Source organism: Tsukamurella pulmonis, from assembly GCF_900103175.1.
In the GTDB taxonomy this organism is placed as follows: Bacteria; Actinomycetota; Actinomycetes; order Mycobacteriales; family Mycobacteriaceae; genus Tsukamurella; species Tsukamurella pulmonis.
Map to the genome: position 1 here is coordinate 2,744,397 of NZ_FNLF01000002.1, position 25,174 is coordinate 2,769,570.

The following is a 25,174-nucleotide window of genomic DNA, read 5'->3' on the forward strand; positions in this document are numbered from 1 at the left end:
CACGAAGCGTGTGATTCACACCACAGCCACACCGACCGTGAAGGAGAACGACATGACCGCGATCGCGGAATCGACACAGGGCGTCGCCACCGGACCCCAGGAGCGGATCGAGGCCTGGCTCGCCCGGTTCGAGGAGGCCCTCGTCGCGCGGGACGTCGCAGCGGCGGTCGACCTGTTCGAGCCCGGCGGCTTCTGGCGCGATCTGGTCTCGTTCACCTGGAACCTGCACACCAGCGAGGGCCGCGACCAGATCGCCGCGATGCTCACCGAGCGCCTCGGTGACACCGCACCGAGCGGCTTCGTCACCACCGACCCGGCCACGGGCGACGAGGTCGCGGAGGCCTTCCTCGGCTTCGAGACCGGCGTGGGCCGGGGCAAGGGCCACCTGCGCATCCGGCAGGGCGACGACGGCGTCGACCGGGCGTGGACGCTGCTGACCACACTCCGTGAGCTCAAGGGCCACGAGGAGTCCTTCGGCGTCAACCGTCCCATGGGCGCGGTGCACGGCGCGCACAACGACGCCCCCACCTGGGCCGAGCGCCGCGAGCTGGAGGAGGCCGAGCTCGGCCGCTCCATCCAGCCCGACACCCTCGTCATCGGCGGCGGCCAGGGCGGCATCGCCCTCGGTGCCCGCCTGCGCCAGCTCGGAGTCCCCGCCCTCGTGGTCGACAAGTACGACCGCCCCGGCGACCAGTGGCGCGGGCGCTACAAGTCGCTGTGCCTGCACGACCCCGTCTGGTACGACCACCTGCCCTACCTCCCCTTCCCCGCCAACTGGCCCGTCTTCGCCCCGAAGGACAAGATCGGCGACTGGCTGGAGATGTACACCCGCGTCATGGAGGTGCCGTACTGGTCGCGCACCGAGGCCCTGTCCGCCTCCTACGACGAGGCGAAGGGCGAGTGGACCGTCGAGGTGAACAAGGACGGCGAGAAGCTGACCCTGCACCCGAAGCAGCTGGTGCTCGCGACGGGCATGTCGGGCAAGCCCAACATCCCGGACTTCCCGGGCATGGACGTCTTCGCCGGCGAGCAGCACCACTCGTCGAAGCATCCGGGACCGGACGCCTACGCCGGCAAGAAGGTGGTGATCATCGGCGCCAACAACTCCGCGCTCGACATCAGCAAGGCGCTCATCGAGGCCGGCGCCGAGGTGACGATGGTGCAGCGCAGCTCCACGCACATCATCAAGTCCGAGTCGCTCATGGAGCACGGCCTGGGCGATCTCTACAGCGAGCGGGCGGTCGCCAACGGCGTGACCACCGACAAGGCCGACATGATCTTCGCCTCCCTGCCCTACCGGATCATGAACGAGTTCCAGAAGCCGATCTACGACAAGGTCCGCGAGATCGACGCCGAGTTCTACGACGGCCTGGAGAAGGCGGGCTACGAGCTCGACTTCGGTGACGACGACTCCGGCCTGTTCATGAAGTACCTGCGCCGCGGTTCGGGCTACTACATCGACGTCGGCGCGGCGGGCCTGATCATCGACGGCTCGATCAAGCTGGCCAAGGGCCAGGTGGACCACCTGACCGAGGACGCGGTCGTGCTCCAGGACGGCACCGTCCTGCCCGCCGATCTCGTGGTCTACGCGACCGGCTACGGCTCGATGAACGGCTGGGCGGCCGACCTCATGGGCCAGGAGACCGCCGATACGCTGGGCAAGTGCTGGGGCCTCGGCTCCGAGACCACCAAGGACCCGGGCCCGTGGGAGGGCGAGCAGCGCAACATGTGGAAGCCCACGCAGGTGCCCGGCCTCTGGATGATGGGCGGCAACCTGCACCAGTCGCGGCACTACTCGCTGTACCTGGCGCTGCAGCTCAAGGCGCGTTACGAGGGCATCGACACCCCCGTCTACAAGCTGGCCGAGGTGCACCACACCAGTTAGGCCGTCACAGACTCCGGCCCCGGCGGTAGCACGTGCACCGCCGGGGCCGGTTCCATGTCCGGGGAGGGTCAGCGCAGGACGGCGCCGACCCGCTCTGCCGCGTTCGCCACCGCGGCGTCGCGGGCGGCGGAGGCCTCGTCCTCGGTCAGCGTGCGGTCGCCCGCGCGGAACCGCAGCGAGAAGGCGAGCGACTTGCGTCCCTCGCCCACCTGCGTGCCGGTGAAGACGTCGAACAGCGCGATCGCCTCGAGCAGCTCGCCCGCACCGTCGGCGAGCGCGGCCCGGACGGCCTCCGCGGGCACGGCACCGTCGACGACGACCGCCACGTCCTGCAGGACCGCCGGGAACGGCGAGACCACCGGCGCGGGCAGGTTCTCCACCAGCGGGACCGCGTCGAGATCGATCTCGACCGCGCACGTGCGGGCGGGGAGCCCGGCGCGCTCGAGCACGGCCGGGTGCAGTTCGCCCGCGTGCCCGACGACGGTCTCCCCGACGAGCACCTCGGCGCAGCGGCCGGGGTGGAAGGGCGCGTACTGCGCGGCCCGCAGGGTGAACTCGATGTTGCTCGCGCGGCCGATCTCCCGCACCGCCTCGAACGCATCCGTCGCGTCCGCGGCGCGCCCGGCGCCCCACGGACCGGCGACGGTCCGCTGTCCGGCGAAGACGAGCGCGATGTGCTCGGGCTGGTGCGGCAGCGAGGCGTTGAGCGCGTCGATCTGCTCCGCCGTGGGACGGCGGTCCACCGGGATCGGATCGATCGCGACCGTCGCGGCGGTGGGGAGCACGACCTGCGCGATCGTGTACAGCGCGAGGTCGCGCTGGCCGCGGGCGACGTTGCGCGCCAGGATCTCCAGCAGGCCGGGCAGCAGCGTCGTCGCCAGTGCCGGCCGGTCGGACTCGAGCGGGTTGAGCACCTTCGTCGTCGTGCGGCGCGCGTCGTCGGCCTCGAGCCCCCAGGTGTCGAACACGTCGGCGGGGAGGAACGGGCTGGTCAGCACCTCGACGTGGCCGGTGTGCGCGAGCGAGCGGCTCACGATCCGGCGGCGGCGCTGGCGGGCGTTGAGGCCGCGGCCGCCGGGGGCGGCGGGCAGCACCGGCGGGATCTGCTCGAGGCCCTCGAGCCGCAGCACCTCCTCGACCAGGTCGGCGACCATGGTCAGGTCGGGACGCCAGGTCGGCGGGGTCACCGTGAGGCTGCTCTCGCCCTGCACGGTGCAGCCGATCTGGGTGAGGCGGCGCACCGTCGTGCCCGCGGCGTAGGAGATGCCCGCGACGCGGTCGGGGCGGTCCGCGGCGATCGTGACCTGCGGACGGTCGTCGTAGGAGCCGAGGTCGGTGAGGTCGCCGACGACGGTGCCGCCCGCGATCTCGGTGAGCAGGCGGGCCGCCTCGCGCACGGTCCACACGGAGATCGCGGGGTCGACGGTGCGCTCGTACCGCTTCGCGGCGTCCGAGCTGAGCTTGTGCCGCTTGCCCGTGCGGAACACCTTGACGGGGTTCCAGATCGCGCCCTCGAGGATCACGTTGACCGTCTCCTCACCCACCTCGGTGGTCGCGCCGCCCATGACGCCCGCCAGCGAGACGGGGCCGGAGTCGTCCACGATGACCGCATCCTCGGGATCGAGCTTCCGCTCGACGTGGTCGAGGGTCTCCAGCGTCTCGCCGGCGCGCGCGGCGCGCACCGTCAGGCCGCCCCGGACGAGGTCGGCGTCGAAGGCGTGCAGCGGCTGTCCGGTGAGCAGCATGAGGTAGTTGGTCACGTCGACGGCCGCGCTGATCGGGCGCACGCCCGAGGTGAGCAGGCGTCGCTGCAACCACCAGGGGCTCACGGCCTTCGGGTCGATGCCCTCGACGCGCAGCGCGGTGAACCGGGTGCAGCCGGACTCCGGCTCGACGGTCACGTCGACCGCGCCGACGCCCGCGCCCTGCTTGTCCGACGGCGTGGTGATGTCGGTGAAGGGCAGGTCGTACCCGCACGCCAGCTCGCGCGCGAGGCCGCGCACGGAGAAGGCGTAGCCGCGGTCGGGCGTCACGTTGAGCTCGATGACGGTGTCGTCCATGCCGAGCACCTGCTTGGCGTCGTCACCGGGCTGCGCGGTCCCCGCGGGCAGCACGAGGATGCCGGAGTGGTCCGTGCCGAGGCCGAGCTCGGAGACCGAGCAGATCATGCCGTCGGAGATGTGGTCGTAGGTCGTGCGCGTGGCGATCGCGAAGTCGCCGGGCAGCACGGCACCGGGCAGCGCCGCGACGATGAGATCGCCCTCGGCGAAGTTGCGGGCGCCGCAGACGATGTCGCGCGGCTCGGCCTCGCCCACGTCCACCTGGCAGAACCGGATCGGCTTGCGGAAGTTCGTGAGCTCCTCGATCGCCACGACGCGACCGACCTTCAGCGGGCCGGTCACGGTATCGAGCGAGTCGAGCTCCTCGACCTCGAAGCCGACGCGCACGAAACCCGCGTCCAGCTCGTCGGCGGTGACGCCCCAGTCCGGGGTGTCGCGACGGAGGATCTCGGTGAGCCATGACTGTGCAACGCGCACGGTGGAAGTCCTTCTCCTGGAGGTTTGCTGGGGAGCGGGGTCGGGGTTCGGCGCTAGCCGCGCACGCCGAAGGGCAGGGTGAAGCGCACGTCGCCCTCGACGATGTCGCGCATGTCCGACAGGCCGGTGCGGAACTGCAGAGTGCGCTCGAGGCCCATGCCGAAGGCGAAGCCCGAATACTCCTCGGGATCGATACCGCTGGCGCGCAGCACGTTCGGGTTGACCATGCCGCAGCCGCCCCACTCGATCCAGCCGGCGCCGCCCTTCTTGTTCGGGAACCACACGTCGACCTCGGCCGACGGCTCCGTGAACGGGAAGTAGTTGGGCCGCATGCGGGTGGTGGTCTCGGGGCCGAACATCGCCTTGGCGAAGGCCTCGAGGGTGCCGCGCAGGTGCGCCATCGTCAGGCCCTTGTCGACGGCGAGGCCCTCGACCTGGCTGAACACCGGGGTGTGGGTGGCGTCCAGCTCGTCGGTGCGGAAGGTGCGGCCGGGGCAGGCCACGTAGATCGGCACGTCGCGCGTGAGCATCGAGCGCACCTGCACCGGGGAGGTGTGGGTGCGCAGCACCTGCCGCGAGCCCTCCGGCGCCACGTAGAACGTGTCCTGCATGGACCGGGCCGGGTGATCGGGGAGGAAGTTGAGCGCGTCGAAGTTGAAGTGCTCGGTCTCCACCTCGGGGCCCTCGGCGATCTCCCAGCCGATGCCGACGAAGAAGTCGGCGACCTCGTCGGCGATGATGCTGACCGGGTGCCGCGCGCCCTGCGGGGTGCGGGCCGAGGGCATGGTCACGTCGATGGACTCGGAGACCAGCACGGCGGCGTCACGCTCGGCGTCGAGCACGGCCTTGCGCTGCTCGTAGGCCGCGCGGGCGCGGCCCTGCGCCACGTTGACGCGCTTGCCCGCGTCCTTGCGCTCCTCCTTGGGGATGGAGCCCAGCGCCCGCTTGCTCAGCGCCAGCGGCGACTTCTCACCGAGGTGCGCCAGTCGCGCGGCGTTCAGGGCGTCCAGGTCGGTCGCGGCGTCGAACGCGTTCGCGGCCTCCGCGGCGAAGGCGTCGAGCGCGGCTTCGCTGAGGTCGTCGACGGGGGCGTTCTGGGCTTCCGACACGGATCTGAGCTCCTCGGTGAGGGTGGGACGGTACCCGACCAGACTAGTCGACGGCTCTTTCCGATCGGAAACGCATTACCGCTGGTCCGCGCCCAGCGGGTGGTCAGCCGTCGTGCTCGGCGATCCACGCCCGCACGACGGTCTTCGGGGCACACGCGCACCAGGCGTCCTCGATGACTTCGGCCAGCTCGTCCCGGGTGATCTCCCGGAGCCGGGAGGCCCGGATGAGGACCGCGTTGTAGCCGTCGAAGTGCGGGGTGGTGAAGAACGGCCCGTCGGCCTGGACCAGCGCGAGCTTGTCCGATTCGTCCGGGGTGCGGATCAGGATCACGTCGTCGAGCCGGACTCCGTCGGCGTCGATCGCATCGGGCCGCGGAGACCGGTTGCCGCAGAACACCTTCTTGCTCACCTGCCATGCGGTCCGGCCGCCCCACGCGGTGATCTCCACGACCCGCGGCAGGGCGAGCGCGATCTCCGCCACGTCCTCGATCCGCGCCCGTCGACCCATGACCGGAGGGTACGCCCGATGCCCGAGATGCACGACCTGCCTCACGCGGCCCGGCGGAGCGCAACACGGACGTCACGCGAGGGCAATCCGCCCGTACGCCGAGCTGCCTAGCGTCGGCCCATGACAGCAACCACGACGTCGACCGGCCCCGCCCCCGCAGACCTGCCCGGCCGGCGACCGGAGGACGAGTACCTGGGCTTCGGCCGCACCGTCGGCTACGGCCTGCAGCACATCCTGGCGATGTTCGGCGGCGTCATCGCCGTACCGCTCATCGTCGGCGGCGCCGCCGGCCTGGACACGGCGCAGAAGGCCCTCCTGGTCGCGTGCGGACTGTTCGTCAGCGGCCTCGCCACGATGCTGCAGACGCTCGGCGCGCCGTTCTTCGGCAGCCGCCTGCCGCTCGTGCAGGGAACGAGCTTCGCGACCGTCTCGACCCTGCTGACGATCCTCGCGGGCGACGGGGAGCACGGCTTGCGCGTGGCGTTCGGTTCCCTGCTCGTCGCGGCGGCCATCGGACTGGCGATCACGCCGTTCTTCGCCCGCATCATCCGTTTCTTCCCGCCGGTGGTGACCGGGTCGATCATCACGGTCATCGGGCTGTCGCTCATGCCGGTCGCAGCCGGATGGATCACGGGCCCGCGCACGACGACCGTCGGCGGCGTCGAGGTCCCCGCAGCGGGTTTCGCCGCGCCGTCCGACATCGCCCTCGCGCTGTTCACGTTCCTCGTGGTGATCGCGTTGAGCAAGGTCCGCTCGCTGTCGCGGTTGTCGATCCTGCTCGGCCTCGCCGTCGGCACCGTCGCCGCCGTCCTGCTGGGCAAGGCGGCCGTCGGCGCGGTCGGCGCGGCCTCCGTGTTCGCACTCCCCCAGCCGTTCGCGTTCGGCGGGCCGCTGTTCGACTTCGGGGCGATCGCCTCGCTGACCGTCGTCGTGCTGGTCATCATGGTGGAGACGACCGCCGACATCCTGGCCGTCGGCGAGGTCGTCGGCACCCCCGTCGATTCCCGCAGGGTCGCCGACGGGCTGCGTGCCGACATGGCCTCGTCCCTACTCGCCCCCGTCTTCAACTCGTTCCCGGCGACGGCCTTCGCGCAGAACGTCGGCCTGGTCGCGCTCACCGGGATCACGAGCCGGTTCGCCGTCGCGGCGGGCGGCGCGATCCTGCTGCTGCTCGGCCTGTCCCCCATGGCAGCGGCGGCGTTCAGCGTGATCCCGGGGCCGGTCCTGGGCGGCGCGGGGATCGTGCTGTTCGGCACCGTCGCCGCGAGCGGCATCCGCACCCTGTCCACGGTCGACTTCCGGGGCAACAACAACCTCATCATCGTCGCGGCATCGCTGGCCTTCGGCCTGATCCCCGTGGTGTCCACCGACTTCTGGCACGCCTTCCCCGCGTGGTTCGTGGTGATCTTCCACTCCGGGATCAGCGCTGCAGCGATCGTGGCTGTCACGCTGAACCTCCTGTTCAACGTCATCCGGCCGAACGCCGGAGCGCGATCGTCCTCCGATCAGGCGTCCGACGGTGCCTCGCCTCTGCCCGCAACGACGGTGCGGGTGAGCGAGGGCGCCTGATCCGGCCGGCCGACGCCCGACGACGCCGCGGCCCGGGCGAGGACCAGCGCGCTCAGGAAGACCGCCAGGGCCTGCCACCCCGTCGACGAGCCGAGCCCCTCCTTCGCCATGAGCAGAGCGGCAGCGCCGGCGGCGCACACCAGCCCGCCCACCAGCGCACCGCGCTCTCCCGAGGCGCCGACGCGCGCGTCCCACCACGGCAACGGCCGGTGCTCGAGCGGCGAGAGCAGGACGAACAGCGCGAGCATCACCACCGCGAAGACCGCGGCGCGCAACGCCATCACCCCCCAGAAGCCGGGCTGGGCCGGATCGACGGCGTCGATGCCGACGGAATGCAGACTGAACGCCGCGACGGCGATGGCGGGGATGTGCCAGAGGTAGAGCGTCATCGCGCCGCCGTTGCCCACGGCCACCGGGTACCAGACCCGCGGATTCCGGGCCCAGCGTCCGATGGCCGGCGCGGCCGCGACGAAGAGCAGGCTCACCCACACGCAGTGCAGGCCGAGCAGGAACGTGGGCGGCGTCGTGTTCGAGAACGTCTCGGTGCCCGTGACCACCAACGGCACGTCGTACGGGCCCAGAACCACGGCCGCCACCGCCCCCGCGAAGGCGAGCGCCGCGACGACGAGCGCGGCCGGCACCGGGATCATCCGCCGCGCGTAGGCGACGCCGATGACGACGGGGATCAACCACACGATCAGGAAGTTCGGGAATCCCCACTCGATCGCGCCGGTCGCGAGCCGCGCACCGTCGACCAGGGCCGCCGCGGCGAGCAGCCCGGTCACGATCCCGGCCAGCGCGCCGGCCGAACACCGCATGAGGACCGGAACGAAGGCAAGGACCAGGAGGTACACGCCGATGAACCACAGCAGCGCGACGGACTCGCCACCGAGGCGCGCGGCGCTCGACTCCCCCAGCAGCATCCGCGTCGCGCCCAGCGCGAGCGTCCAGAAGGCGAGGTACCAGAACACGGGCCGGGCCAGCCGCTGCGCCCGGGCGAGGAGCCACCCGCCCCACGGCGTTCCCGGCTTCAGCCCGTAGGCCGACGACGCCGCGCCGGCGAGGAAGAAGAGGGGCATGACCTGCAGCACCCAGGTGATCGGCTGCAGCGCGGGTTGCGCGCCGAGGGTGTTGCCCACCCACACGCCCGACGGGGTGACGGTGGCGAGCAGGAGCACGCAGTGGCCGAACATGACGACGAGGAGGCTCGCGAGGCGGGCGACGTCGATCGCCCGATCACGGGCGTCCGGGGTGCCGTCCAGGACGGCGGCGCGGGCGGGCAGGAATCTCATGGTCACCATGCTTCCGGTGCGGGCGCCGTCATGGATGAGTAGTCCTACCCGGAACCGGTGAGGACCTATCCCCGATTCTGCACGCGCGAGCTCGCGTACAGGCAGATCGACGCTGCGGTCGCGAGGTTGAGCGACTCGGCGCGGCCGCGGATGGGAATGGCGACGCGGTGGTCCGCGAGGGCCTGGAGCTGTCCCGGCAGGCCGTGGGCCTCGTTGCCGAACAGCCAGGCGGTGGGGCCGGCGAGCAGGTCGTCGGCGTCGTCGAGCGAGACCTCGCCGTCGGCGGCGGTGGCGAGCACCGTCAGGCCCGAGTCCTTGAGCTGCACGATCGCGGCGGCGGCGTCGCGCTCCTGCACGACCGGCAGGTGGAAGACCGATCCGGCCGAGGCCCGCACGACCTTGCCGTTCATCGGATCGACCGCATCGCCCGCGAGCAGCACGGCGTCGGCGCCGACGGCGTCGGCGACCCGGATGACGGTGCCGGCGTTGCCGGGCTCGGCGACGTCGACGGGGACCGCGACCAGCCGCGCACCGTCGGGCACGACGGCCTGCGGCAGCGCCCGGCAGACCGCCACGATCCCGGGCGGGGTGACGGTGTCCGACAGCCCCCGCATGGCGCGGTCGGTCACATACGCCACGCGTGCGGTGAGCAGTTCCGGATACCGCTCGGCCCCCTCCTCGGTGACGAAGAGCTCGTCGACGAGTCCGGCCTCGAGCGCGGAGGTGACGGCATTGGAGCCCTCGGCGAGGAACAGTCCGGCCTTACGGCGGCCGGCGGCGCGCAGGAGCTTGGATGCAGCAACGACCCGCGGGGTCCGCTCCGTGAAGAGCTGGTCCGCGGGTCGTTGCGAGTGGTCTGCCAAGTTACGCGACGGGCGCGTTCACGTCGGCCGGGAGCGCCTTGCGGGCGATCTCGACGAGCGCGGTGAAGGCGGCCGGATCGGAGACGGCGATCTCGGCGAGGTTCTTGCGGTCGACCTCGACGCCGGCCAGGGTCAGGCCCTGGATCAGACGGTTGTAGGTCAGGTCGTTGGCCCGCGCGGCGGCGTTGATACGCGTGATCCACAGCCTGCGGAAGTCGCCCTTGCGCGCACGACGGTCGCGGTACGCGTAGGTGAGCGAGTGGAGCTGCTGCTCCTTGGCCTTGCGGTAGAGGCGCGACCGCTGACCGCGGTAGCCCTTCGAGGCCTCGAGGATGGAACGACGCTTCTTCTGAGCGTTCACTGCGCGCTTGACGCGTGCCATAGGTCTTCGTCCTTACGTGATGAAAAGTTCGAGCGGGTACCGGGAGCGGCTTACTTGCCGAGCAGCTTCTTGACGCGACGCACATCGGCGGGCGCGACCTCGGCCACACCGTCGAGGCGACGGGTCACGCGCGAGCTCTTGTGCTCGAGCAGGTGGCGACGGCCGGCCTTCTGGCGCAGGACCTTGCCGCTCCCCGAGAGCTTGAAGCGCTTCGAGGTACCGCTGTGGGACTTGTTCTTCGGCATGTGTTTCGTCTCTCTGTCTTGTTCGTTCGCCGGGCGCGACGTGCGTCGCTACTCGGCCGAAGCCTCGGGCGCGGCGGGCCGCGCCGCCGGGGCTTCCTTGTCCTGCTGCGCCTTGGCGCGGGTCTTCGCACCCTTGTGCGGGGCGAGGACCATGGTCATGTTGCGCCCGTCCTGCTTCGCCGACGTCTCGACGAAGCCGTACTCGGCGACATCGGCGCCGAGGCGCTGCAGCAGACGGAAACCGAGTTCCGGACGCGACTGCTCGCGGCCGCGGAACATGATCGTGACCTTCACCTTGGAGCCCTGCTCCAGGAACCGGACGACGTGACCCTTCTTGGTCTCGTAGTCGTGGTCATCGATCTTCGGACGGAGCTTCTGCTCCTTGATCACGGTCAGCTGCTGGTTCTTCCGCGACTCGCGCAGCTTCTGCGCCGCCTCGTACTTGAACTTGCCGTAGTCCATGATCTTGCACACGGGCGGGCGGGCGTTCGGCGCGACCTCGACCAGGTCGAGATCAGCCTCGTACGCCAGCTTGAGCGCATCTTCAACTCGCACGATCCCGACCTGCTCGCCGCCGGGGCCGACGAGTCGGACCTCGGGAACGCGGATCTGACCGTTGGTGCGTGTCTCAGTGCTGATGGGGCCTCCTTGAATAGGTGCTCGTGTCTCGTTGCGAGCGGTCTTCACTCGTAGACCGCCGCGCAGCCGACGAGGCCCACCAAGTCCCACACAGCGAAAAGGCCCCGACCAGACGTTTCGCCTGGCGGGGCCCACACCGACCGATTCGGGCCGCGCCGGCGTGCACCGACGATCGACCTCTCCTGTAACAAGGAGACCGCCACGGGCATTCCTCACGGAAACCGCGGCGGCGACCGGACCAGCCGACCGAAGATCGACGTGGTGGGAGTGGACTCCACTTGCTGCCCCGGACAGAGCCGGAGCGGTCGCACATGACAGTGTAGCAGTCGTGAGTGAGAATCCGAATTCGTCCCCCGAGCCCGACACCCTGGAACGCCTGGTCGCGGAGTCGCCGTCGATCGAGGTCATCTCGAGCGCGTGGATGCTGCTGATGAGCGCGGCGGCGGAGAAGCTCGGCCTGACGTCCGCGGAGGGCGACGAAGCCGGCTTCGACCCGCGCGAGAGCCCGCACTTCGACCTCGATGAGGCGCGACGCCTGATCACCGCGCTCGCCGGACTGACGACCGCCTCGGTCGAGTACCTCGGGCCGCACGCAGGCCCGTACCGCGACGGCCTCAAGTCGCTGCAGCTCGCGTTCCGCGAATACAGCAGTTACCCCGACGAGCCGGGGCAGGGCCCGGGCGAGAAGTACACGGGACCGGTGTACAGCTAACCCTCAGGGTTAACCCCCAAACACACCCTGACCTGTGTAAATAGGTCTAGTGTTCCAGGTCACACCGGGCGTACCGTCCAGGCATGAAACGGATGAGAACGCTCGCGGCCGGCGTATTGGTCGCTGCAGGAGTCATGGCCCCACTCGGGGGCGTCACCGCCGCGACAGCGACGGCCGCCCCGACCCCCGCGGTCTCGCACCCCGGGCACGGGTGGTGCGAACCGGGACGCTGGGTCGGCGGCCACTGGAGTCAGGGCCGCTGGCACAACGGCTGGTGGTCACCCGGCTATTGGCGGCCCGGCTGGGTGGACCGCTGGGGCTGGCATCCGGGTTACTGGGTGCAGCCCCGCTGGAATCCGGGCTGGTGGGAGCAGGGGCGTTGGGTACCGGGCCGGTGGGAACCCGGGCGCTGCTACCCGCACCGCTGACCCGAACGCCTTCGGCCGCACACACGAACGGGCCCCCAGTCGCATCCCCGCGACTGAGGGCCCGTTCGTCGTGGCCGTCGACCGACTACGCGCCGGCGACCGCGGCCTGCGCCGTGAGCGCCTTGATGCGGTCGGGACGGAAGCCCGACCAGTGCTCGGCACCGTCGACCACGACGACGGGCGCCTGCAGGTAACCGAGCGCGAGGACGTACTCCCGCGCCTCTTCGTCGACGCTGATGTCGACCGCGGTGTACTCGATGCCCGCCTTGTCGAGCGCACGGTAGGTCGCGGTGCACTGCACGCACGCGGGCTTGGTGTAGACGGTCACGTTGCTCATGTCAGCAACACTACATCTTGTGTTACAGGCGTGCAATTTGCACAAGATACTGGGTTCGATGCACAGTTTCTCCACAGCTCGATCCCCATCCGAACGGCCGTCGGAGCAGGTCGAAGGCCCCGACCGCCCCGGATTGTGGAGCGATCGCACCTCGGGCGGGTGTGTACCGATCCGGGTGCGGTCACCGGCCGGCCGCGTACCCCTGCGCGCCCCGCGGGTTCGCCGCGGCGTACAGCAGCCCCGTCTCCGGTTCCCGCCCCGCCGCCGACAGCCGGCCCAGTGCCCAGTCCCCCGCACGGACCACGCGGTGTCCCCGCGCCCGCAGGCCGTCGATCACCGCGTCTCCGAGCCGGTCCTCGACGACCACGCCGCCCGGGGTCCACGTGCGCGGCCAGAACGATCCGGGAACGGCGGTGGTGTGGAAGGCGGGCGCATCGATCGCCTGCTGCGGGCTGTAGCCGCCGATGATCGTGCGCAGCAGGTACAGCAGCTGCCACTGGTCCTGCTGATCGCCGCCGGGTGAGCCGAGCGCGGTGACCGGCGCACCGTCGATGAGGACCAGCGTGGGAGTGAGGGTGGTCCGCGGGCGCCGGCCCGGCGTCAGCGTCGCGGGCCCGTCCGGCTCGAGCCAGGTCATCTGCAGCCGGGTGCCCAGGCAGAAGCCCAGCTCGGGGATCAGCGGGGACGACTGCAGCCACCCGCCCGACGGCGTGATGGAGACCATGTTGCCGTGCCGATCGGCCACGTCCAGGTGGCAGGTGTCGCCGCGGACCTCGCCGCTCACGCGGACCGTCGGCTCCCCCGCGCCGCCGTCGGCGGGGGTGTCGTACGCCTCCCGCAGCGGTGGCCGGAACGGCGTGCACCCGTCGACGGTGCCGGGCCGGAACTCGAGCGAGGCCTGCGGTCCGATCAGTGCCCGGCGCTGCGCGCCGTACTCCGGGGAGAGCAGACGGCTCAGGGGGACCTCGACGGCGTCGCCGTAATAGGCCTCCCGGTCGGCGAAGGCCAGCTTCTGCGCCTCGAGGATGCGGTGCGCGCCCGCGGCGGTCGACGGGTCGAGCTCGTGGTCCGCGAAACCCTCGAGGATGCGCAGCGTCTGCAACAGCGCGGGCCCCTGGCCCCACGGGCCGGTCTTGGCGATCGTGCGGCCGCGGAAGACGATGCTGACCGGCTCCTCCTCCCCCGCCCGGAATCCGGCGAAGTCCGCCAGCGTGATCACGCCCGCATGATCGGTCCCGGTCGAGTGACGGTGCGGCGCCGCGACGAAGTCCACCGCGGCGGCGGCGACGAAGCCCGTCGACCAGGCGGCGCGGGCCGCCTCGATCCGGGCGCGACGCGCATCCTCCCCGTCGCCGACGACGGAGGCGCCGGCCTCGATCAGGCGGTCCAGGGTGCGGGCGTACGCGGGGTTGCGCAGCACCTGCCCCGGCTCCGGTACCCGCCCGCCGGGCAGCCACACCGCCGCCGACGTGGGCCAGTGCCCCTCGAACAGCTCCCGCACCGCGGCGATCGTCTCCCCGACGCGACCGACCATGGGGCAGCCGTCGCGCGCGTAGCCCACGGCGTGGGCGAGCACCGCCGACAGCTCCCACGTGCCGTGCTCGGCCAACAGATGCAGCCACGCGTCCACCGCGCCCGGGACGGCGGCGGCGAGCGCGCCCGCGCCCGGCACCAGCTCCAGCCCCTCGGCGAGGAAGTGCTCGCGGGTCGCGCCCGCGGGCGCCGGGCCCTGCCCCATCAGCACCCGCGGCGCGCCGGTGCGGACGTCGAAGAACACGCCGGTGAGATCCCCGCCGGGACCGTTGAGGTGCGGCTCCGCGACGTGCAGCACGAAACCGGCGGCGACCGCCGCGTCGAAGGCGTTGCCGCCGCGCTCGAGCACGGCCTGGGCCGCGGCGGTCGCGAGCCAGTGCGTGGACGCACACATCCCGAACGATCCGCGCAGCGTGGGACGGGTGGTCTCGGCTGTGGGTGGAAGGAAGGTCATGGCTGCTCCGCTCGGCGCCTCAGGCCTTGAGAACCTCCGCGAGGAAGCCGCCCGTGTACGACTCGGGTACCGCGGCCACGTCCTCCGGCGTTCCCTGCGCGACGACGGTGCCGCCGCCGCTGCCGCCCTCCGGGCCCATGTCGATGATCCAGTCGGCGGTCTTGATCACGTCCAGGTTGTGCTCGATGACGATCACCGAGTTGCCCTTGTCGACCAGGCCGTCGATCACCTGCAGCAGCTTGGCGATGTCCTCGAAGTGCAGGCCCGTCGTCGGCTCGTCGAGGATGTAGACGGTACGGCCGTTGGACCGCTTCTGCAGCTCGGCGGCCAGCTTCACGCGCTGCGCCTCACCGCCCGAGAGGGTGGTGGCGGGCTGTCCCAGGCGGACGTAGCCGAGGCCGACCTCGACGAGCGTCTTGAGGTAACGGTGGATCGACGTGACCGCCTCGAAGAACTCCGCGGCCTCCTCGATCGGCATGTCCAGCACCTCGGCGATGTTCTTGCCCTTGTAGTGCACCTCGAGCGTCTCGCGGTTGTACCGCGCGCCGTGGCACACCTCGCACGGGACGTACACGTCCGGCAGGAAGTTCATCTCGATCTTGATCGTGCCGTCGCCCGAGCACGCCTCGCACCGGCCGCCCTTGACGTTGAACGAGAACCGGCCCGGCTGATAGCCGCGCACCTTGGCCTCGGTGGTGGCCGCGAACAGCGTCCGGATCTTGTCGAACACGCCCGTGTACGTGGCCGGGTTCGAGCGCGGGGTGCGGCCGATCGGCGACTGGTCGACCTGCACCAGCTTGTCGAGATCGCCGAGCCCGGTGATGCGGCTGTGCCGCCCCGGGACCTGGCGCGCACCGTTGAGCTTGTTGGCGAGCACCGTGGCGAGGATGTCGTTGACGAGCGTCGACTTGCCGGAGCCCGACACGCCGGTGACCGCGGTCAGCACGCCGAGCGGGAACGCGACGTCGATGTTCTGCAGGTTGTGCTCCCGCGCGCCGACAACCTTGAGCTGGCGCTTCTTGTCGACGGGGCGCCGCACCGCGGGCACCGGCAGGGCGCGGCGACCGGACAGGTACGCACCGGTGAGCGAGTCCTTGTTCTTGAGGAGCTCCTTGTAGGTGCCGCTGTGCACCACCTTGCCGCCGTGCTCACCGGCGTACGGGCCGATGTCGACCACCCAGTCCGCGGTGCGGATCGTGTCCTCGTCGTGCTCGACGACGATGAGCGTGTTGCCCAGATCCCGCAGGCGCACGAGCGTGTCGATCAGGCGGCGGTTGTCGCGCTGGTGCAGGCCGATCGACGGCTCGTCGAGCACGTACAGCACACCCGCCAGACCCGAACCGATCTGCGTCGCGAGCCGGATGCGCTGCGCCTCACCGCCGGAGAGCGATCCCGCCGACCGCGCGAGCGAGAGGTACTCCAGGCCCACGTCCAACAGGAACGCGATGCGGGCCTGCACCTCCTTGAGCACACGGCCGGCGATCGCGGCCTCGCGCGCGCCGAGCTTGAGATCGGAGAGGTAGTCCGAGCACTCGCCGATCGACATCGCCGCCACCTCGGCGATCGACTTCTCGCCGAACCGCGGGTGATCCAGCGTGACCGCGAGGATCTCCGGACGCAGACGCGCGCCCGAGCACGCCGGACACGGCACGTCGCGCATGTAGCCCTCGTACCGCTCCTTCATCTGCTCCGACTCCGTCGACTCCAGGCGACGGTGCAGGAACGGCATGACGCCCTCGAACTCGGCGTAGTACGACCGGGTGCGGCCGTACCGGTTGCGGTACTTCACGTGCACCTGGTGCTCGGAGCCCTCGAGAACGGCCTTGCGCGCCTTGGCCGGCAGGTCCTTCCACGGCGTATCGAGGTCGAAGCCCATCGCGTCGGCGAGGCCGGAGAGCAGGCGCAGGAAGTACTCCGCGCTCTGCCCGGACGACCACGGCGCGATGGCACCGTCGGCCAGCGAGAGCTCCGGGTCGGGCACGACGAGCTCCGGATCGACCTCCTTGCGCACGCCCAGGCCGTCGCACTCCGGACAGGCGCCGTACGGCGAGTTGAACGAGAACGAGCGCGGCTCGAGATCGTCGACCGCGATCGGGTGGCCGTTGGGGCACGCCATCTTCTCCGAGAAGCGGCGCTCCCTCTCGGGATCGTCCTCCTCGCGGTCCACGAAATCGAGCACGACGACGCCGTCGGCCAGCCGCAGCGCGGTCTCGATCGAGTCGGTGAGGCGCTGCTTCGCCGTCGGCTTGACCGCGAGCCGGTCCACCACGACCTCGATGTCGTGCTTCTCCTGCTTCTTGAGCTTCGGCGGCTCGCTGAGCGGGTAGACCACCCCGTCGATCCGGGCGCGGGAGTAGCCCTGCGTCTGCAACTGGTTGAACAGGTCGACGAACTCGCCCTTGCGCGTGCGCACGACCGGCGCGAGGACCTGGAACCGGGTGCCCGGCTCCATCTCGAGCACCTGGTCGACGATCTGCTGCGGCGTCTGCCGCTCGATGACCGAACCGCACTCGGGGCAGTGCGGCGTGCCCGCACGCGCGTAGAGCAGGCGCAGGTAGTCGTACACCTCGGTGATGGTGCCGACGGTCGAGCGCGGGTTGCGGTTGGTCGACTTCTGGTCGATCGACACCGCGGGCGAGAGCCCCTCGATGAAGTCGACGTCGGGCTTGTCCATCTGTCCGAGGAACTGCCGCGCGTAGGCCGACAGCGACTCGACGTAGCGCCGCTGGCCCTCCGCGAAGATGGTGTCGAAGGCGAGGCTGGACTTGCCCGATCCGGACAGCCCCGTGAACACGATCAGGCTGTCGCGCGGGAGATCCACATCGATACCCCGCAGGTTGTGCTCGCGCGCACCGCGCACGATCAGGCGATCCGCCACCGTGTTCCTTCCGTTCGAGCGTGCAGGCCCACAGACGAGCCCGGATCAATGCTAGAGAAGCGCACCGACAAGTTTTTCGCCGCGCGGTACCGTGAGGCGCGTGACCACCACGATCAATCAGATTTCCGTCGGCGGTATGGACAACAACGTGTACCTGGTCAGTGATTCCGCCGGGCGCACGCTGCTCATCGATGCGGCCAACGACGCCGAGCGGATCCTCGAGGTCGCGCGGGAGACCGGCGGTGTCGAACTCATCGTCACCACCCACCGCCACCTGGACCATTGGTACGCCCTGGCCGAGGTCCGCGCCGGTCTCGGCGTCCCCGCGGCCGCGGGCGTCAACGACGCCGAGGGCATCGACGCCCCCACCGATCGCACCCTCGCCGACGGCGAGGTACTCACCGTGGGCGAGCTCACCTTCGACGTCATCGAACTGGTCGGGCACACGCCCGGGTCCATCGCCCTGGCCCTGCGCCCCGAGTTCGACGGTGCGCCCGTGCACCTGTTCACCGGCGACAGCCTCTTCCCCGGCGGCGTGGGCAAGACCTGGGAGCCCGGCGACTTCGACCGCCTGTTCGCCGACGTGACCACCAAGCTCTTCGACCGGTTCGACGACGACACCGTCGTGCACCCCGGCCACGGCAAGGGCACCACCCTCGGCGCCGAGCGTCCGCACCTCGCCGAATGGCGCGAACGCGGCTGGTAGCCCCGCGTGCCCACCATCACGAGGGTCCTCACCCGCGTCTTCGTCGACGACCTGGACCGCGCTCTCCCGCTGTACGAGGAGCTCGCCCGGGAGACCGCGCACCGCTTCGACTTCCGCGACGTGCGCCTCGCCCGCGTCGGGCCGTTCCTGCTGCTCGCCGGCGACACGGACGCGTACCGGGACCGGACCGCCACCGTCGAGGTCTCCGACCTGACGCCCGTGCTCCGCGCGCTCGCCGACGCGGGAGCCGAGATCGTCGAGGGGCCGAACCCCGCCCCGAACGGCGACCGACTGATCGCGCGCCACCCCGACGGTGCGGTGTTCGAGTACATCGAGGCCGGCGTTCGCGGCGTACGAGCGCCTGCTGCGACCCATGGTCGCCGCCAATCAGCAGGTCGCGCGGTGGAACGCGGCGAGCCGCACGACGCCCGGCCCGGGCGAGGAGCCCGCGATCTCGCCCGCGGACTGGGACACGACCGTGATCGAGCGGGCGATCAACGGCATCGACCTGCCCGACTACCGGGAGGGGCTTCCGACGTGATGCCCGACGGGCACGACGACGGGTCACGGGCGAACCCGGCCAGCGCGCGCGAGCGGCTGCGCTCCGGCACCGTCGAGACTCCCCCGCCGGACAACCGCCGCGCCCGGCGGGCCGCGACGATGCTGTTCCTCCTCGGCTTCATCGGCGTGCCGCTCGTCGGCCTCGGCGTGGTCGACAGCGACGGCGGCACGCGGCTCGTCGTCGGGCTGATCCTTCTCGTGTACATCGTGATCACGGGCTACCTCATGGTGAGGACGATCGCTCGGCGTTGAGTCGGGGGCCACACGGGCGCACGCCCCACGCGCCGCGCGGATCGTGGACAATGGACGGTCTGATTCATCGCAGCCGTCCACGAGGAGCCCCGTGAAGACCGACCCTGCAGCAGTTGGCGACCCCCTGCTCGCCGAGGAACAGGCCCACCTCGATCGCGTGTACGCCCGAATCGATTCCCTGCGCAGTACCGCGAACCGGCGCCTGGCCGACAACCTGCAGGAGGTCGGCGAGAACCCGCAGGAGATCTCCGAGCGGGACTCCTACCACCAGCTCTACACCGACGACCTCGCCAAGTACGACGCCGCCGAGCAGAACCTCTACTTCGGCCGCCTCGACATGGACGACGCCCAGGACGGGTCACCGGACGGGGTCCGACGCATCGGCCGTATCGGTGTCCTCGACGACGACGAGGAATTGAGCACCCTGCTGCTCGACTGGCGCGCGCCGCTGGCCCGCCCCTTCTACCTCGCCACTCCCGCCCAACCCGAGGGCGTCGCGGTGCGCCGCCACGTCCGCACCCGCGGCCGCGAACTCACCGGGGTGGTCGCGGAGCGCCTCACGCTCACCGGCGCCGGGGACGACGGTGCCGACGCCGGCCAGGGACTGGGCTCCAACGTCGCCGGGGAGTCCGCGCTCGTCGACGCCCTGAACCGGGCGCGCACCGGGCACATGGCCGACATCGTCGAGACCATCCAGCGGGAACAGGACGCGATCATCCGCTCCGAGCACCGCGGCGTCCTCGTGGTGCAGGGCGGGCCCGGTACGGGCAAGACCGCCGTCGCGCTGCACCGCGCCGCGTACCTGCTCTACACCTACCGCCAAAACCTCTCCCGCACCGGCGTACTCATCGTCGGGCCGAACGAGACCTTCCTGAACTACATCAGCCAGGTGCTCCCCAGCCTGGGCGAGACCGGCGTCCTGCTCAGCACGATCGGCGACCTGTTCCCCGGCGTGATCGCGACGCTGGAGGACACCGCCGCGGCCTCCCGGCTCAAGGGCTCGACCGCGATGGTCGAGGTGTGCAAGCAGGCGGTGCGCGGCTGGCAGAGCGTGCCGGACGAGCCGATCGTGCTGAAGTTCGACGGTTACCCGCTCACGCTGGACAAGAAGATCGCGACTCGGGCCCGAGGCCGCGCACGCTCCTCGCGCCGGCCGCACAACACGGCCCGGGCGATCTTCCGGCAGTCGGCGCTCGACGCCCTCGCCGCGCAGCACGCGGAGACCATCGGCTCGTCGGTCGTGGACGACTCGATGCTGCTCTCGCGCACCGACATCTCGGACATCCGCGACGAGCTCGCGCAGGATCGCGAGGTGCTGGGCGCGCTCGATCAGCTGTGGCCGGCGCTCACCCCGCAGCGCGTCCTGACGGAGCTGCTGCGCGATGAGGACCGGCTCGCCGAGGCGGCCCCCGATCTCACGGACGCCGAACGGGCGGAGCTGCGCCGCGAGGTCGCGACGGGGCCGGACGGCAAGCCCGTCTTCTCCCCCGCCGACGCGCCGCTGCTCGACGAGATCGCCGAGTTCCTGGGCGATGACGACGCGGACGCCGATGAGGCGGAACGGCAGTGGCGCCAGCGGCTGGAGGAGGCTCAGGAGGCGCTCGACATCCTGACCGGTTCGGCCCCACAGGATCTCGACGACGAGTTCGATGCCGAGATCCTCATGGCCTACGACCTGATCGACGCCGAGCAGCTGGCCCAGCGGCAGACGGTGCGCGAGTTCAACACCACCGCCGATCGCGCTCGCGAGGACCGCACCTGGACCTTCGGGCACATCATCGTCGATGAGGCGCAGGAGCTTTCGGCGATGGCCTGGCGAATGCTGATGCGGCGCAGCCCGAACCGGTGGATGACGCTGGTGGGCGATACCGCGCAGACCGGCGATGCCGCCGGGATGACGAGCTGGGGCGCGGCGCTGGACCCGTACGTGCCGGGCCGGTTCACCGTGGCCGAGCTGACGGTGAACTACCGCACGCCCGAGGAGATCATGGATCTCGCGGCCGACGTCCTCGCCGAGATCGATCCCGCGCTGTCGCCGCCCACGTCCGTGCGCTCGGGCGCGGAACCGCCGCGCCTGGTGCGGGTCGACGGTGACCGCCCGCTCGTCGAGGCCGTGCGTGCCGAGCTGCCGCGCGAGGACGACCGCCTGACGGCGGTGCTGGCACCGTCGGAACTGGTGGCACCGCTGCGACGCCTGACGGCTCCGCACGTGCGGGTCATGAGCGTGCGCGACTCCAAGGGCCTCGAGTTCGATCACGTGATCGTCGTGGAGCCGGCGCTGATCGTGGGCGAACCGGCGGAGGTGGAGTTCGACCGGGGCCTGCGGGACCTGTATGTGGCCCTGACGCGAGCGACCCAGACGTTGACCGTGGTCACGTCCGGGTCGCTACCGCGCGCGCTGCGCGCTCTGGAGGCCTGAGGCCGGTACTACGTGGTGTGGACGATGAGGATGTCCACGGAGGTCTTGCGGGCGGCGTCCGAGGGCACCGAGCCCAGCAGGCGGCCGGTGAGCGAGTTCATGCCCTTGTTGCCCACGACCAGCAGGGCAGGCTCCGGCAGCGACTTGACCAGGTCCAGCAGCGCGTCGACCGGCTGCCCCTTGATGGCCCGCTTCTCGACGTTGGCGGCACCGGCCTTGATCGCACGCCCCTCGGCGGTGCGCAGCATGTCGTTGACCGGGTTCGCACCCTGCAGCTGGTACGCGTCGGCACCCAGGATGTCGGCGGCGGCCGGGTCGGCACCCTCGCTCGGCAGGAACGCGCAGGCGATCACCAGCTTCGCGTCACCGGACAGCGCAGCGGCGCGCTCCACGGCGCGCAGCGACGACTCCGAGCCGTCGGTGCCGACGACGATCGTGCTGTAGCCACTCATCGAGTCTCCTCTTTCTCTACGTTTCTCCAGCGGAGTTCTGCCATGGGAACGTCCTAGCAATACTTCTCCGACACAATAGCCTCATTGTCCCCGGGAACAGGCAGTTTGCGGCAGGGAACACACCAGTGTGGGCTGCGTCCCCCGATTCGCAGGTCATTGCAAACCGGCCGCATCCATTCCGCGGAGTTCCTTCTTCAGATCGGCGATCTCGTCACGGATACGGCCCGCGAGCTCGAATTGCAGCTCACGCGCGGCGTGCATCATCTGGTCGGTGAGCTCGGAGATCAGATCCGCGAGCTCGGCGCGCGGCATGGACTTGACGTCCTGCCCCTCGTACACCCCGGCGCTCACCGCCGACGAACGCAGCTCGCCCTGCGCGCGCCGCCCACGGCTGGCGTTGCGACCGGATCCACCGATCGCCTGCTCCGTGTCGTCGGCCTCCGTGTACACCTGGTCGAGGATGTCGGCGATCTTCTTGCGCAGCGGCTTCGGATCGACCCCCATCTCCTTGTTGTAGGCGATCTGCTTCTCGCGGCGACGCTCGGTCTCCTCGATCGCGACACGCATCGAATCGGTGACCTTGTCGGCGTACATGTGCACCTCGCCCGAGACGTTGCGGGCCGCGCGACCGATCGTCTGGATCAGCGACGTGGTGGAACGGAGGAAGCCCTCCTTGTCCGCGTCGAGGATCGCCACGAGCGACACCTCGGGCAGGTCGAGACCCTCCCGCAACAGGTTGATGCCCACGAGCACGTCGTACTCGCCGAGCCGCAGCTGGCGGAGCAGTTCGACGCGGCGCAGCGTATCGATGTCGCTGTGCAGGTAGCGGACCCGGATGCCGGCCTCGAGCAGGTAGTCGGTCAGGTCCTCTGCCATCTTCTTGGTGAGGGTGGTGACGAGCACGCGCTCGTCCCGCTCGGTGCGCTCGCGGATCTCGTGGATGAGATCGTCGATCTGGCCCTTGGTGGGCTTGATGATCACCTGCGGATCGACGAGGCCGGTGGGGCGGATCACCTGCTCGACGAACTCGCCGCCGGTCTGCCCGAGCTCGTACTGGCCCGGCGTCGCCGACAGGTACACCGTCTGCCCGATCCGGCCTTCGAACTCCTCCCACGTGAGCGGGCGGTTGTCGACCGCCGACGGCAGCCGGAACCCGAAGTCCACCAGGTTGCGCTTGCGGGAGGCGTCGCCCTCGAACATGGCCCCGATCTGCGGCACGGTCACGTGCGACTCGTCGATCACCAGGAGGAAGTCCTCCGGGAAGTAGTCGATCAGGGTGGCCGGCGCCGAACCGGCCTCACGCCCGTCGATGTGGCGGCTGTAGTTCTCGATGCCGGAGCAGAATCCGACCTGCCGCATCATCTCCACGTCGTACTGGGTGCGCATCCGCAGGCGCTGCGCCTCGAGCAGCTTGCCCTGCCGCTCGAACTCGGCGAGCCGCTCCTCGAGCTCGGCCTCGATGCCCTCGATCGCGCGGGCCATCCGTTCCGGGCCGGCGACGTAGTGGGTGGCCGGGAAGATGCGCAGGTTGTCGACCTGGCGCACCGTGTCGCCCGTGAGCGGGTGCAGGTAGTACAGCGCTTCGATCTCGTCGCCGAAGAACTCGATCCGGATCGCGAGCTCCTCGTACGAGGGGATGATCTCGACGGTATCGCCCCGGACGCGGAAGGATCCGCGGGTGAAGGCGGTGTCGTTGCGGTTGTACTGCACGTCCACGAGCAGGCGCAGCAGCGCGTCGCGATCGACCTCCTGGCCCACCTCCAGCTGCACGGAGCGGTCCAGGTAGCTCTGCGGGGTGCCGAGGCCGTAGATGCACGAGACGGACGCGACCACGACCACGTCCCGCCGGGACAGCAGCGACGAGGTGGCCGAGTGCCGCAGGCGCTCCACGTCGTCGTTGATCGACGAGTCCTTCTCGATGTACGTGTCCGACTGCGCGATGTACGCCTCGGGTTGGTAGTAGTCGTAGTAGGAGACGAAGTATTCGACCGCGTTGTTCGGCAGCATGGCCCGCAGTTCGTTCGCCAGCTGTGCGGCCAGCGTCTTGTTCGGTGCCATGATCAGCGTGGGGCGCTGCACCTTCTCGATCAGCCACGCGGTGGTGGCCGATTTACCGGTACCGGTGGCGCCGAGCAGCACCACGTCCCGCTCGCCCGCTTTCAGGCGACGTTCGAGGTCGGCGATGGCGGCGGGCTGGTCGCCCGCCGGCTCGTACTCACTGACAACGGTGAACTCCGCCGCCGCCCGCTCGATCTCCCCGATCGGCCGGTGCTCGGAGTGCGCCACCACCGGTTGCTCTGCCGCGAATGCCATACCACCAGGGTAGGCCGACCCACCGACAAGTTCGCCGCGACCGGCGCGCGGCTCAGTCCCTGCGCGCGACGATCACATCGCGGGTGATCGCCCGGTCCACCCGGTGCCGCAGGTCGTCGTAGCCGGGACCGTCGAGCACCGTCAGGCCGGCGGCGGCGAGGGCGTCGGCGACGCGATCGCGGGGCGCGACGCGGACGTTCCACGCGAGTCCGATCGCGCCGCCGGTGCGCAGCCGGCTCGCCCACCCCGGCAGCGCACCGGCCAGCAGCTCGAGCGGGTCGCGCACGAGGCCGCGGGGTCCGCGGCTGCCGTGCTGCACGCCGTACGGCAGGTCGCCCACGATCACGTCGACGGTGCCGGGCCGGATCAACTGCGAGGTCAGCATGGTGTCAGCCGCGTAGCAGGTCAGCGACTGCTTCCGCCCCGCCAGGTAGTCCGCCTTGTCGGCGGCGAAGGCCGCCTCGTACTTCTTGGCGATCACCGACTTCTCCCGGCGCACCGGCGTGGTCGACGCGGTGTGCTTGAACCGGTGGTCCTTGAGCCAGGTGGTGAAGAAGGAGCTGTAGAGCTCGAAGTCCTTGACGTCGACGTCGATGCCCACCGCGTCGAGGCCGTACATGACGGCCTGGCTCAGCGTGGTGCCGCGCCCGCACACCGGGTCGAGCACGCGCAGCGTCCCGTCGAGCACGCCCTCGGGTCGCGCGGTCGAAGCGGCGGTCACGTTCAGCACGAGCCGGGTGAACTGTTCGTTCGTCTTGCCCTGGTACTTGAGGATGGTCAGCAGGTCCGACGGGTAGCGGTCCGGCGACGGCACCGCGACGGGCCGCAGCAACTCACCCTCGTGCGCGAAGAGCGCGTAGAACGCCGAGGTCAGCCCCAGGAAACCGAGGTCGCGCTCGGTGAGCTCGTCGGCCTCGAAGACCAGGTGCTCGACTCCCGCGATCGTCGCGCTCTCGACGGGGCCGATCCGCCCGCCGAGCGCGGCCCTGCTGAGGACCGTCAGTTCGGCGCGCACCATCGAGGCGGTCGCCTCGGCGTAGACGCGGTTGGCGGCGGGCGCGGGCAGGAGGGAGTACTGAGGCACCCGGGAATCCTAGCGA

At 70.6% G+C, this 25,174-nt stretch carries 21 protein-coding genes; 7 read left to right on the forward strand and 14 right to left on the reverse strand.

From position 1 onward, the window contains the following. Positions 1-52: 52 nt before the first annotated feature. Positions 53-1,885, forward strand: coding sequence for a flavin-containing monooxygenase (locus BLQ62_RS13465; protein ID WP_068568899.1), 1,833 nt, complete (start codon positions 53-55; stop codon positions 1,883-1,885). Between the two features lie 68 nt (positions 1,886-1,953). Here the strand turns inward: BLQ62_RS13465 and pheT are convergent, their stop codons facing one another. The 3 genes from pheT to BLQ62_RS13480 all read right to left on the reverse strand — a co-directional run bounded on the left by pheT (position 1,954) and on the right by BLQ62_RS13480 (position 6,039). Then, a complete protein-coding gene (gene pheT, locus BLQ62_RS13470) occupies positions 1,954-4,422 on the reverse strand; it encodes a phenylalanine--tRNA ligase subunit beta (RefSeq protein WP_068568445.1) in 2,469 nt (822 codons plus the stop codon). A gap of 53 nt (positions 4,423-4,475) precedes the next feature. Then, the gene (pheS, locus tag BLQ62_RS13475; protein WP_068568447.1) at positions 4,476-5,531 is read right to left on the reverse strand and encodes a phenylalanine--tRNA ligase subunit alpha; all 1,056 of its coding nucleotides are present in this window, start codon (positions 5,529-5,531) and stop codon (positions 4,476-4,478) included. Positions 5,532-5,634: 103 nt separating this feature from the next. Then, entirely contained in the window at positions 5,635-6,039 is a 405-nt protein-coding gene (locus tag BLQ62_RS13480; protein WP_068531605.1) for an MmcQ/YjbR family DNA-binding protein, read from the reverse strand. A gap of 120 nt (positions 6,040-6,159) precedes the next feature. Between BLQ62_RS13480 and BLQ62_RS13485 the strand changes: the two genes are divergently transcribed. Beyond that, positions 6,160-7,608, forward strand: a complete 1,449-nt coding sequence (locus BLQ62_RS13485) for a nucleobase:cation symporter-2 family protein (RefSeq protein WP_082756886.1) — start codon at positions 6,160-6,162, stop codon at positions 7,606-7,608. Here BLQ62_RS13485 and BLQ62_RS13490 read toward each other — a convergent pair. From BLQ62_RS13490 to infC, 5 genes are read right to left on the reverse strand one after another with little or no spacing between them, the layout of a single operon-like run. Beyond that, a complete protein-coding gene (locus tag BLQ62_RS13490) occupies positions 7,545-8,909 on the reverse strand; it encodes an acyltransferase family protein (protein ID WP_068568449.1) in 1,365 nt (454 codons plus the stop codon). The two genes, BLQ62_RS13485 and BLQ62_RS13490, sit on opposite strands and share 64 nt — an antisense overlap. A 56-nt stretch (positions 8,910-8,965) precedes the next feature. After that, entirely contained in the window at positions 8,966-9,763 is a 798-nt protein-coding gene (locus BLQ62_RS13495; protein WP_068568451.1) for a TrmH family RNA methyltransferase, read from the reverse strand. A 1-nt stretch (position 9,764) separates the two neighbouring features. Further along, entirely contained in the window at positions 9,765-10,145 is a 381-nt protein-coding gene (rplT, locus tag BLQ62_RS13500) for a 50S ribosomal protein L20 (RefSeq protein WP_068568453.1), read from the reverse strand. 50 nt (positions 10,146-10,195) lie between these two features. Then, positions 10,196-10,390, reverse strand: coding sequence for a 50S ribosomal protein L35 (gene rpmI, locus BLQ62_RS13505; protein WP_068531598.1), 195 nt, complete (start codon positions 10,388-10,390; stop codon positions 10,196-10,198). A gap of 48 nt (positions 10,391-10,438) precedes the next feature. Beyond that, positions 10,439-11,077 carry a translation initiation factor IF-3 gene (infC, locus tag BLQ62_RS13510; protein ID WP_082756887.1) on the reverse strand — a complete coding sequence of 213 codons (639 nt, stop codon included), beginning with the start codon at positions 11,075-11,077 and terminating at the stop codon, positions 10,439-10,441. Positions 11,078-11,357: 280 nt separating this feature from the next. Here infC and BLQ62_RS13515 point away from each other — a divergent pair, with 280 nt between their 5' ends. Both BLQ62_RS13515 and BLQ62_RS23365 read left to right on the forward strand, forming a co-directional pair. After that, positions 11,358-11,741, forward strand: a complete 384-nt coding sequence (locus BLQ62_RS13515) for a recombinase RecA (protein ID WP_068531593.1) — start codon at positions 11,358-11,360, stop codon at positions 11,739-11,741. An 83-nt stretch (positions 11,742-11,824) separates the two neighbouring features. Beyond that, positions 11,825-12,169: a hypothetical protein gene (locus BLQ62_RS23365; protein ID WP_133298484.1), complete on the forward strand. Its 345-nt coding sequence runs from the start codon at positions 11,825-11,827 to the stop codon at positions 12,167-12,169. Between the two features lie 85 nt (positions 12,170-12,254). On the opposite strand, the gene nrdH is transcribed toward BLQ62_RS23365, so the two are convergent. From nrdH to uvrA, 3 genes are all read right to left on the reverse strand, one after another. Continuing rightward, the gene (gene nrdH / locus BLQ62_RS13520) at positions 12,255-12,506 is read right to left on the reverse strand and encodes a glutaredoxin-like protein NrdH (protein ID WP_068531591.1); all 252 of its coding nucleotides are present in this window, start codon (positions 12,504-12,506) and stop codon (positions 12,255-12,257) included. A gap of 181 nt (positions 12,507-12,687) precedes the next feature. Then, on the reverse strand, positions 12,688-14,493 hold the full coding sequence (locus BLQ62_RS13525; protein WP_068568455.1) for a gamma-glutamyltransferase family protein: 1,806 nt from the start codon (positions 14,491-14,493) through the stop codon (positions 12,688-12,690). 19 nt (positions 14,494-14,512) lie between these two features. Next, complete coding sequence (gene uvrA, locus BLQ62_RS13530; RefSeq protein WP_068568457.1) at positions 14,513-17,371, reverse strand: excinuclease ABC subunit UvrA; 2,859 nt, start codon at positions 17,369-17,371, stop codon at positions 14,513-14,515. 136 nt (positions 17,372-17,507) lie between these two features. On the opposite strand from uvrA, the gene BLQ62_RS13535 reads away from it, so the two are divergent. From BLQ62_RS13535 to BLQ62_RS13545, 3 genes are all read left to right on the forward strand, one after another. Beyond that, positions 17,508-18,077, forward strand: a complete 570-nt coding sequence (locus tag BLQ62_RS13535; protein WP_068531585.1) for an MBL fold metallo-hydrolase — start codon at positions 17,508-17,510, stop codon at positions 18,075-18,077. A gap of 6 nt (positions 18,078-18,083) precedes the next feature. Further along, the gene (locus BLQ62_RS24160) at positions 18,084-18,890 is read left to right on the forward strand and encodes a VOC family protein (protein WP_231857735.1); all 807 of its coding nucleotides are present in this window, start codon (positions 18,084-18,086) and stop codon (positions 18,888-18,890) included. 91 nt (positions 18,891-18,981) lie between these two features. Beyond that, a complete protein-coding gene (locus BLQ62_RS13545; RefSeq protein WP_068531581.1) occupies positions 18,982-21,309 on the forward strand; it encodes a HelD family protein in 2,328 nt (775 codons plus the stop codon). A gap of 8 nt (positions 21,310-21,317) precedes the next feature. Here BLQ62_RS13545 and BLQ62_RS13550 read toward each other — a convergent pair whose 3' ends face one another. The 3 genes from BLQ62_RS13550 to BLQ62_RS13560 all read right to left on the reverse strand — a co-directional run bounded on the left by BLQ62_RS13550 (position 21,318) and on the right by BLQ62_RS13560 (position 25,158). Next, complete coding sequence (locus tag BLQ62_RS13550; protein ID WP_068531579.1) at positions 21,318-21,761, reverse strand: universal stress protein; 444 nt, start codon at positions 21,759-21,761, stop codon at positions 21,318-21,320. Positions 21,762-21,914: 153 nt separating this feature from the next. After that, the gene (gene uvrB / locus BLQ62_RS13555; RefSeq protein ID WP_068531577.1) at positions 21,915-24,074 is read right to left on the reverse strand and encodes an excinuclease ABC subunit UvrB; all 2,160 of its coding nucleotides are present in this window, start codon (positions 24,072-24,074) and stop codon (positions 21,915-21,917) included. 52 nt (positions 24,075-24,126) lie between these two features. Further along, entirely contained in the window at positions 24,127-25,158 is a 1,032-nt protein-coding gene (locus BLQ62_RS13560; RefSeq protein ID WP_068531575.1) for a TRM11 family SAM-dependent methyltransferase, read from the reverse strand. Positions 25,159-25,174 lie beyond the last annotated feature (16 nt).

What these genes read in the sequence shown, in the direction of transcription:
- BLQ62_RS13550 (WP_068531579.1), bottom strand. Translation starts at nt 21,761, where the DNA reads ATGAGTGGCTACAGCACGATCGTCGTCGGCACCGACGGCTCGGAGTCG.
- BLQ62_RS13535 (WP_068531585.1), top strand. Translation starts at nt 17,508, where the DNA reads ATGGACAACAACGTGTACCTGGTCAGTGATTCCGCCGGGCGCACGCTG.
- BLQ62_RS13525 (WP_068568455.1), bottom strand. Translation starts at nt 14,493, where the DNA reads ATGACCTTCCTTCCACCCACAGCCGAGACCACCCGTCCCACGCTGCGC.
- uvrB (WP_068531577.1), bottom strand. Translation starts at nt 24,074, where the DNA reads ATGGCATTCGCGGCAGAGCAACCGGTGGTGGCGCACTCCGAGCACCGG.
- BLQ62_RS13485 (WP_082756886.1), top strand. Translation starts at nt 6,160, where the DNA reads ATGACAGCAACCACGACGTCGACCGGCCCCGCCCCCGCAGACCTGCCC.
- rpmI (WP_068531598.1), bottom strand. Translation starts at nt 10,390, where the DNA reads ATGCCGAAGAACAAGTCCCACAGCGGTACCTCGAAGCGCTTCAAGCTC.
- BLQ62_RS13480 (WP_068531605.1), bottom strand. Translation starts at nt 6,039, where the DNA reads ATGGGTCGACGGGCGCGGATCGAGGACGTGGCGGAGATCGCGCTCGCC.
- BLQ62_RS23365 (WP_133298484.1), top strand. Translation starts at nt 11,825, where the DNA reads ATGAAACGGATGAGAACGCTCGCGGCCGGCGTATTGGTCGCTGCAGGA.
- BLQ62_RS13465 (WP_068568899.1), top strand. Translation starts at nt 53, where the DNA reads ATGACCGCGATCGCGGAATCGACACAGGGCGTCGCCACCGGACCCCAG.
- nrdH (WP_068531591.1), bottom strand. Translation starts at nt 12,506, where the DNA reads ATGAGCAACGTGACCGTCTACACCAAGCCCGCGTGCGTGCAGTGCACC.
- BLQ62_RS13490 (WP_068568449.1), bottom strand. Translation starts at nt 8,909, where the DNA reads ATGGTGACCATGAGATTCCTGCCCGCCCGCGCCGCCGTCCTGGACGGC.
- rplT (WP_068568453.1), bottom strand. Translation starts at nt 10,145, where the DNA reads ATGGCACGCGTCAAGCGCGCAGTGAACGCTCAGAAGAAGCGTCGTTCC.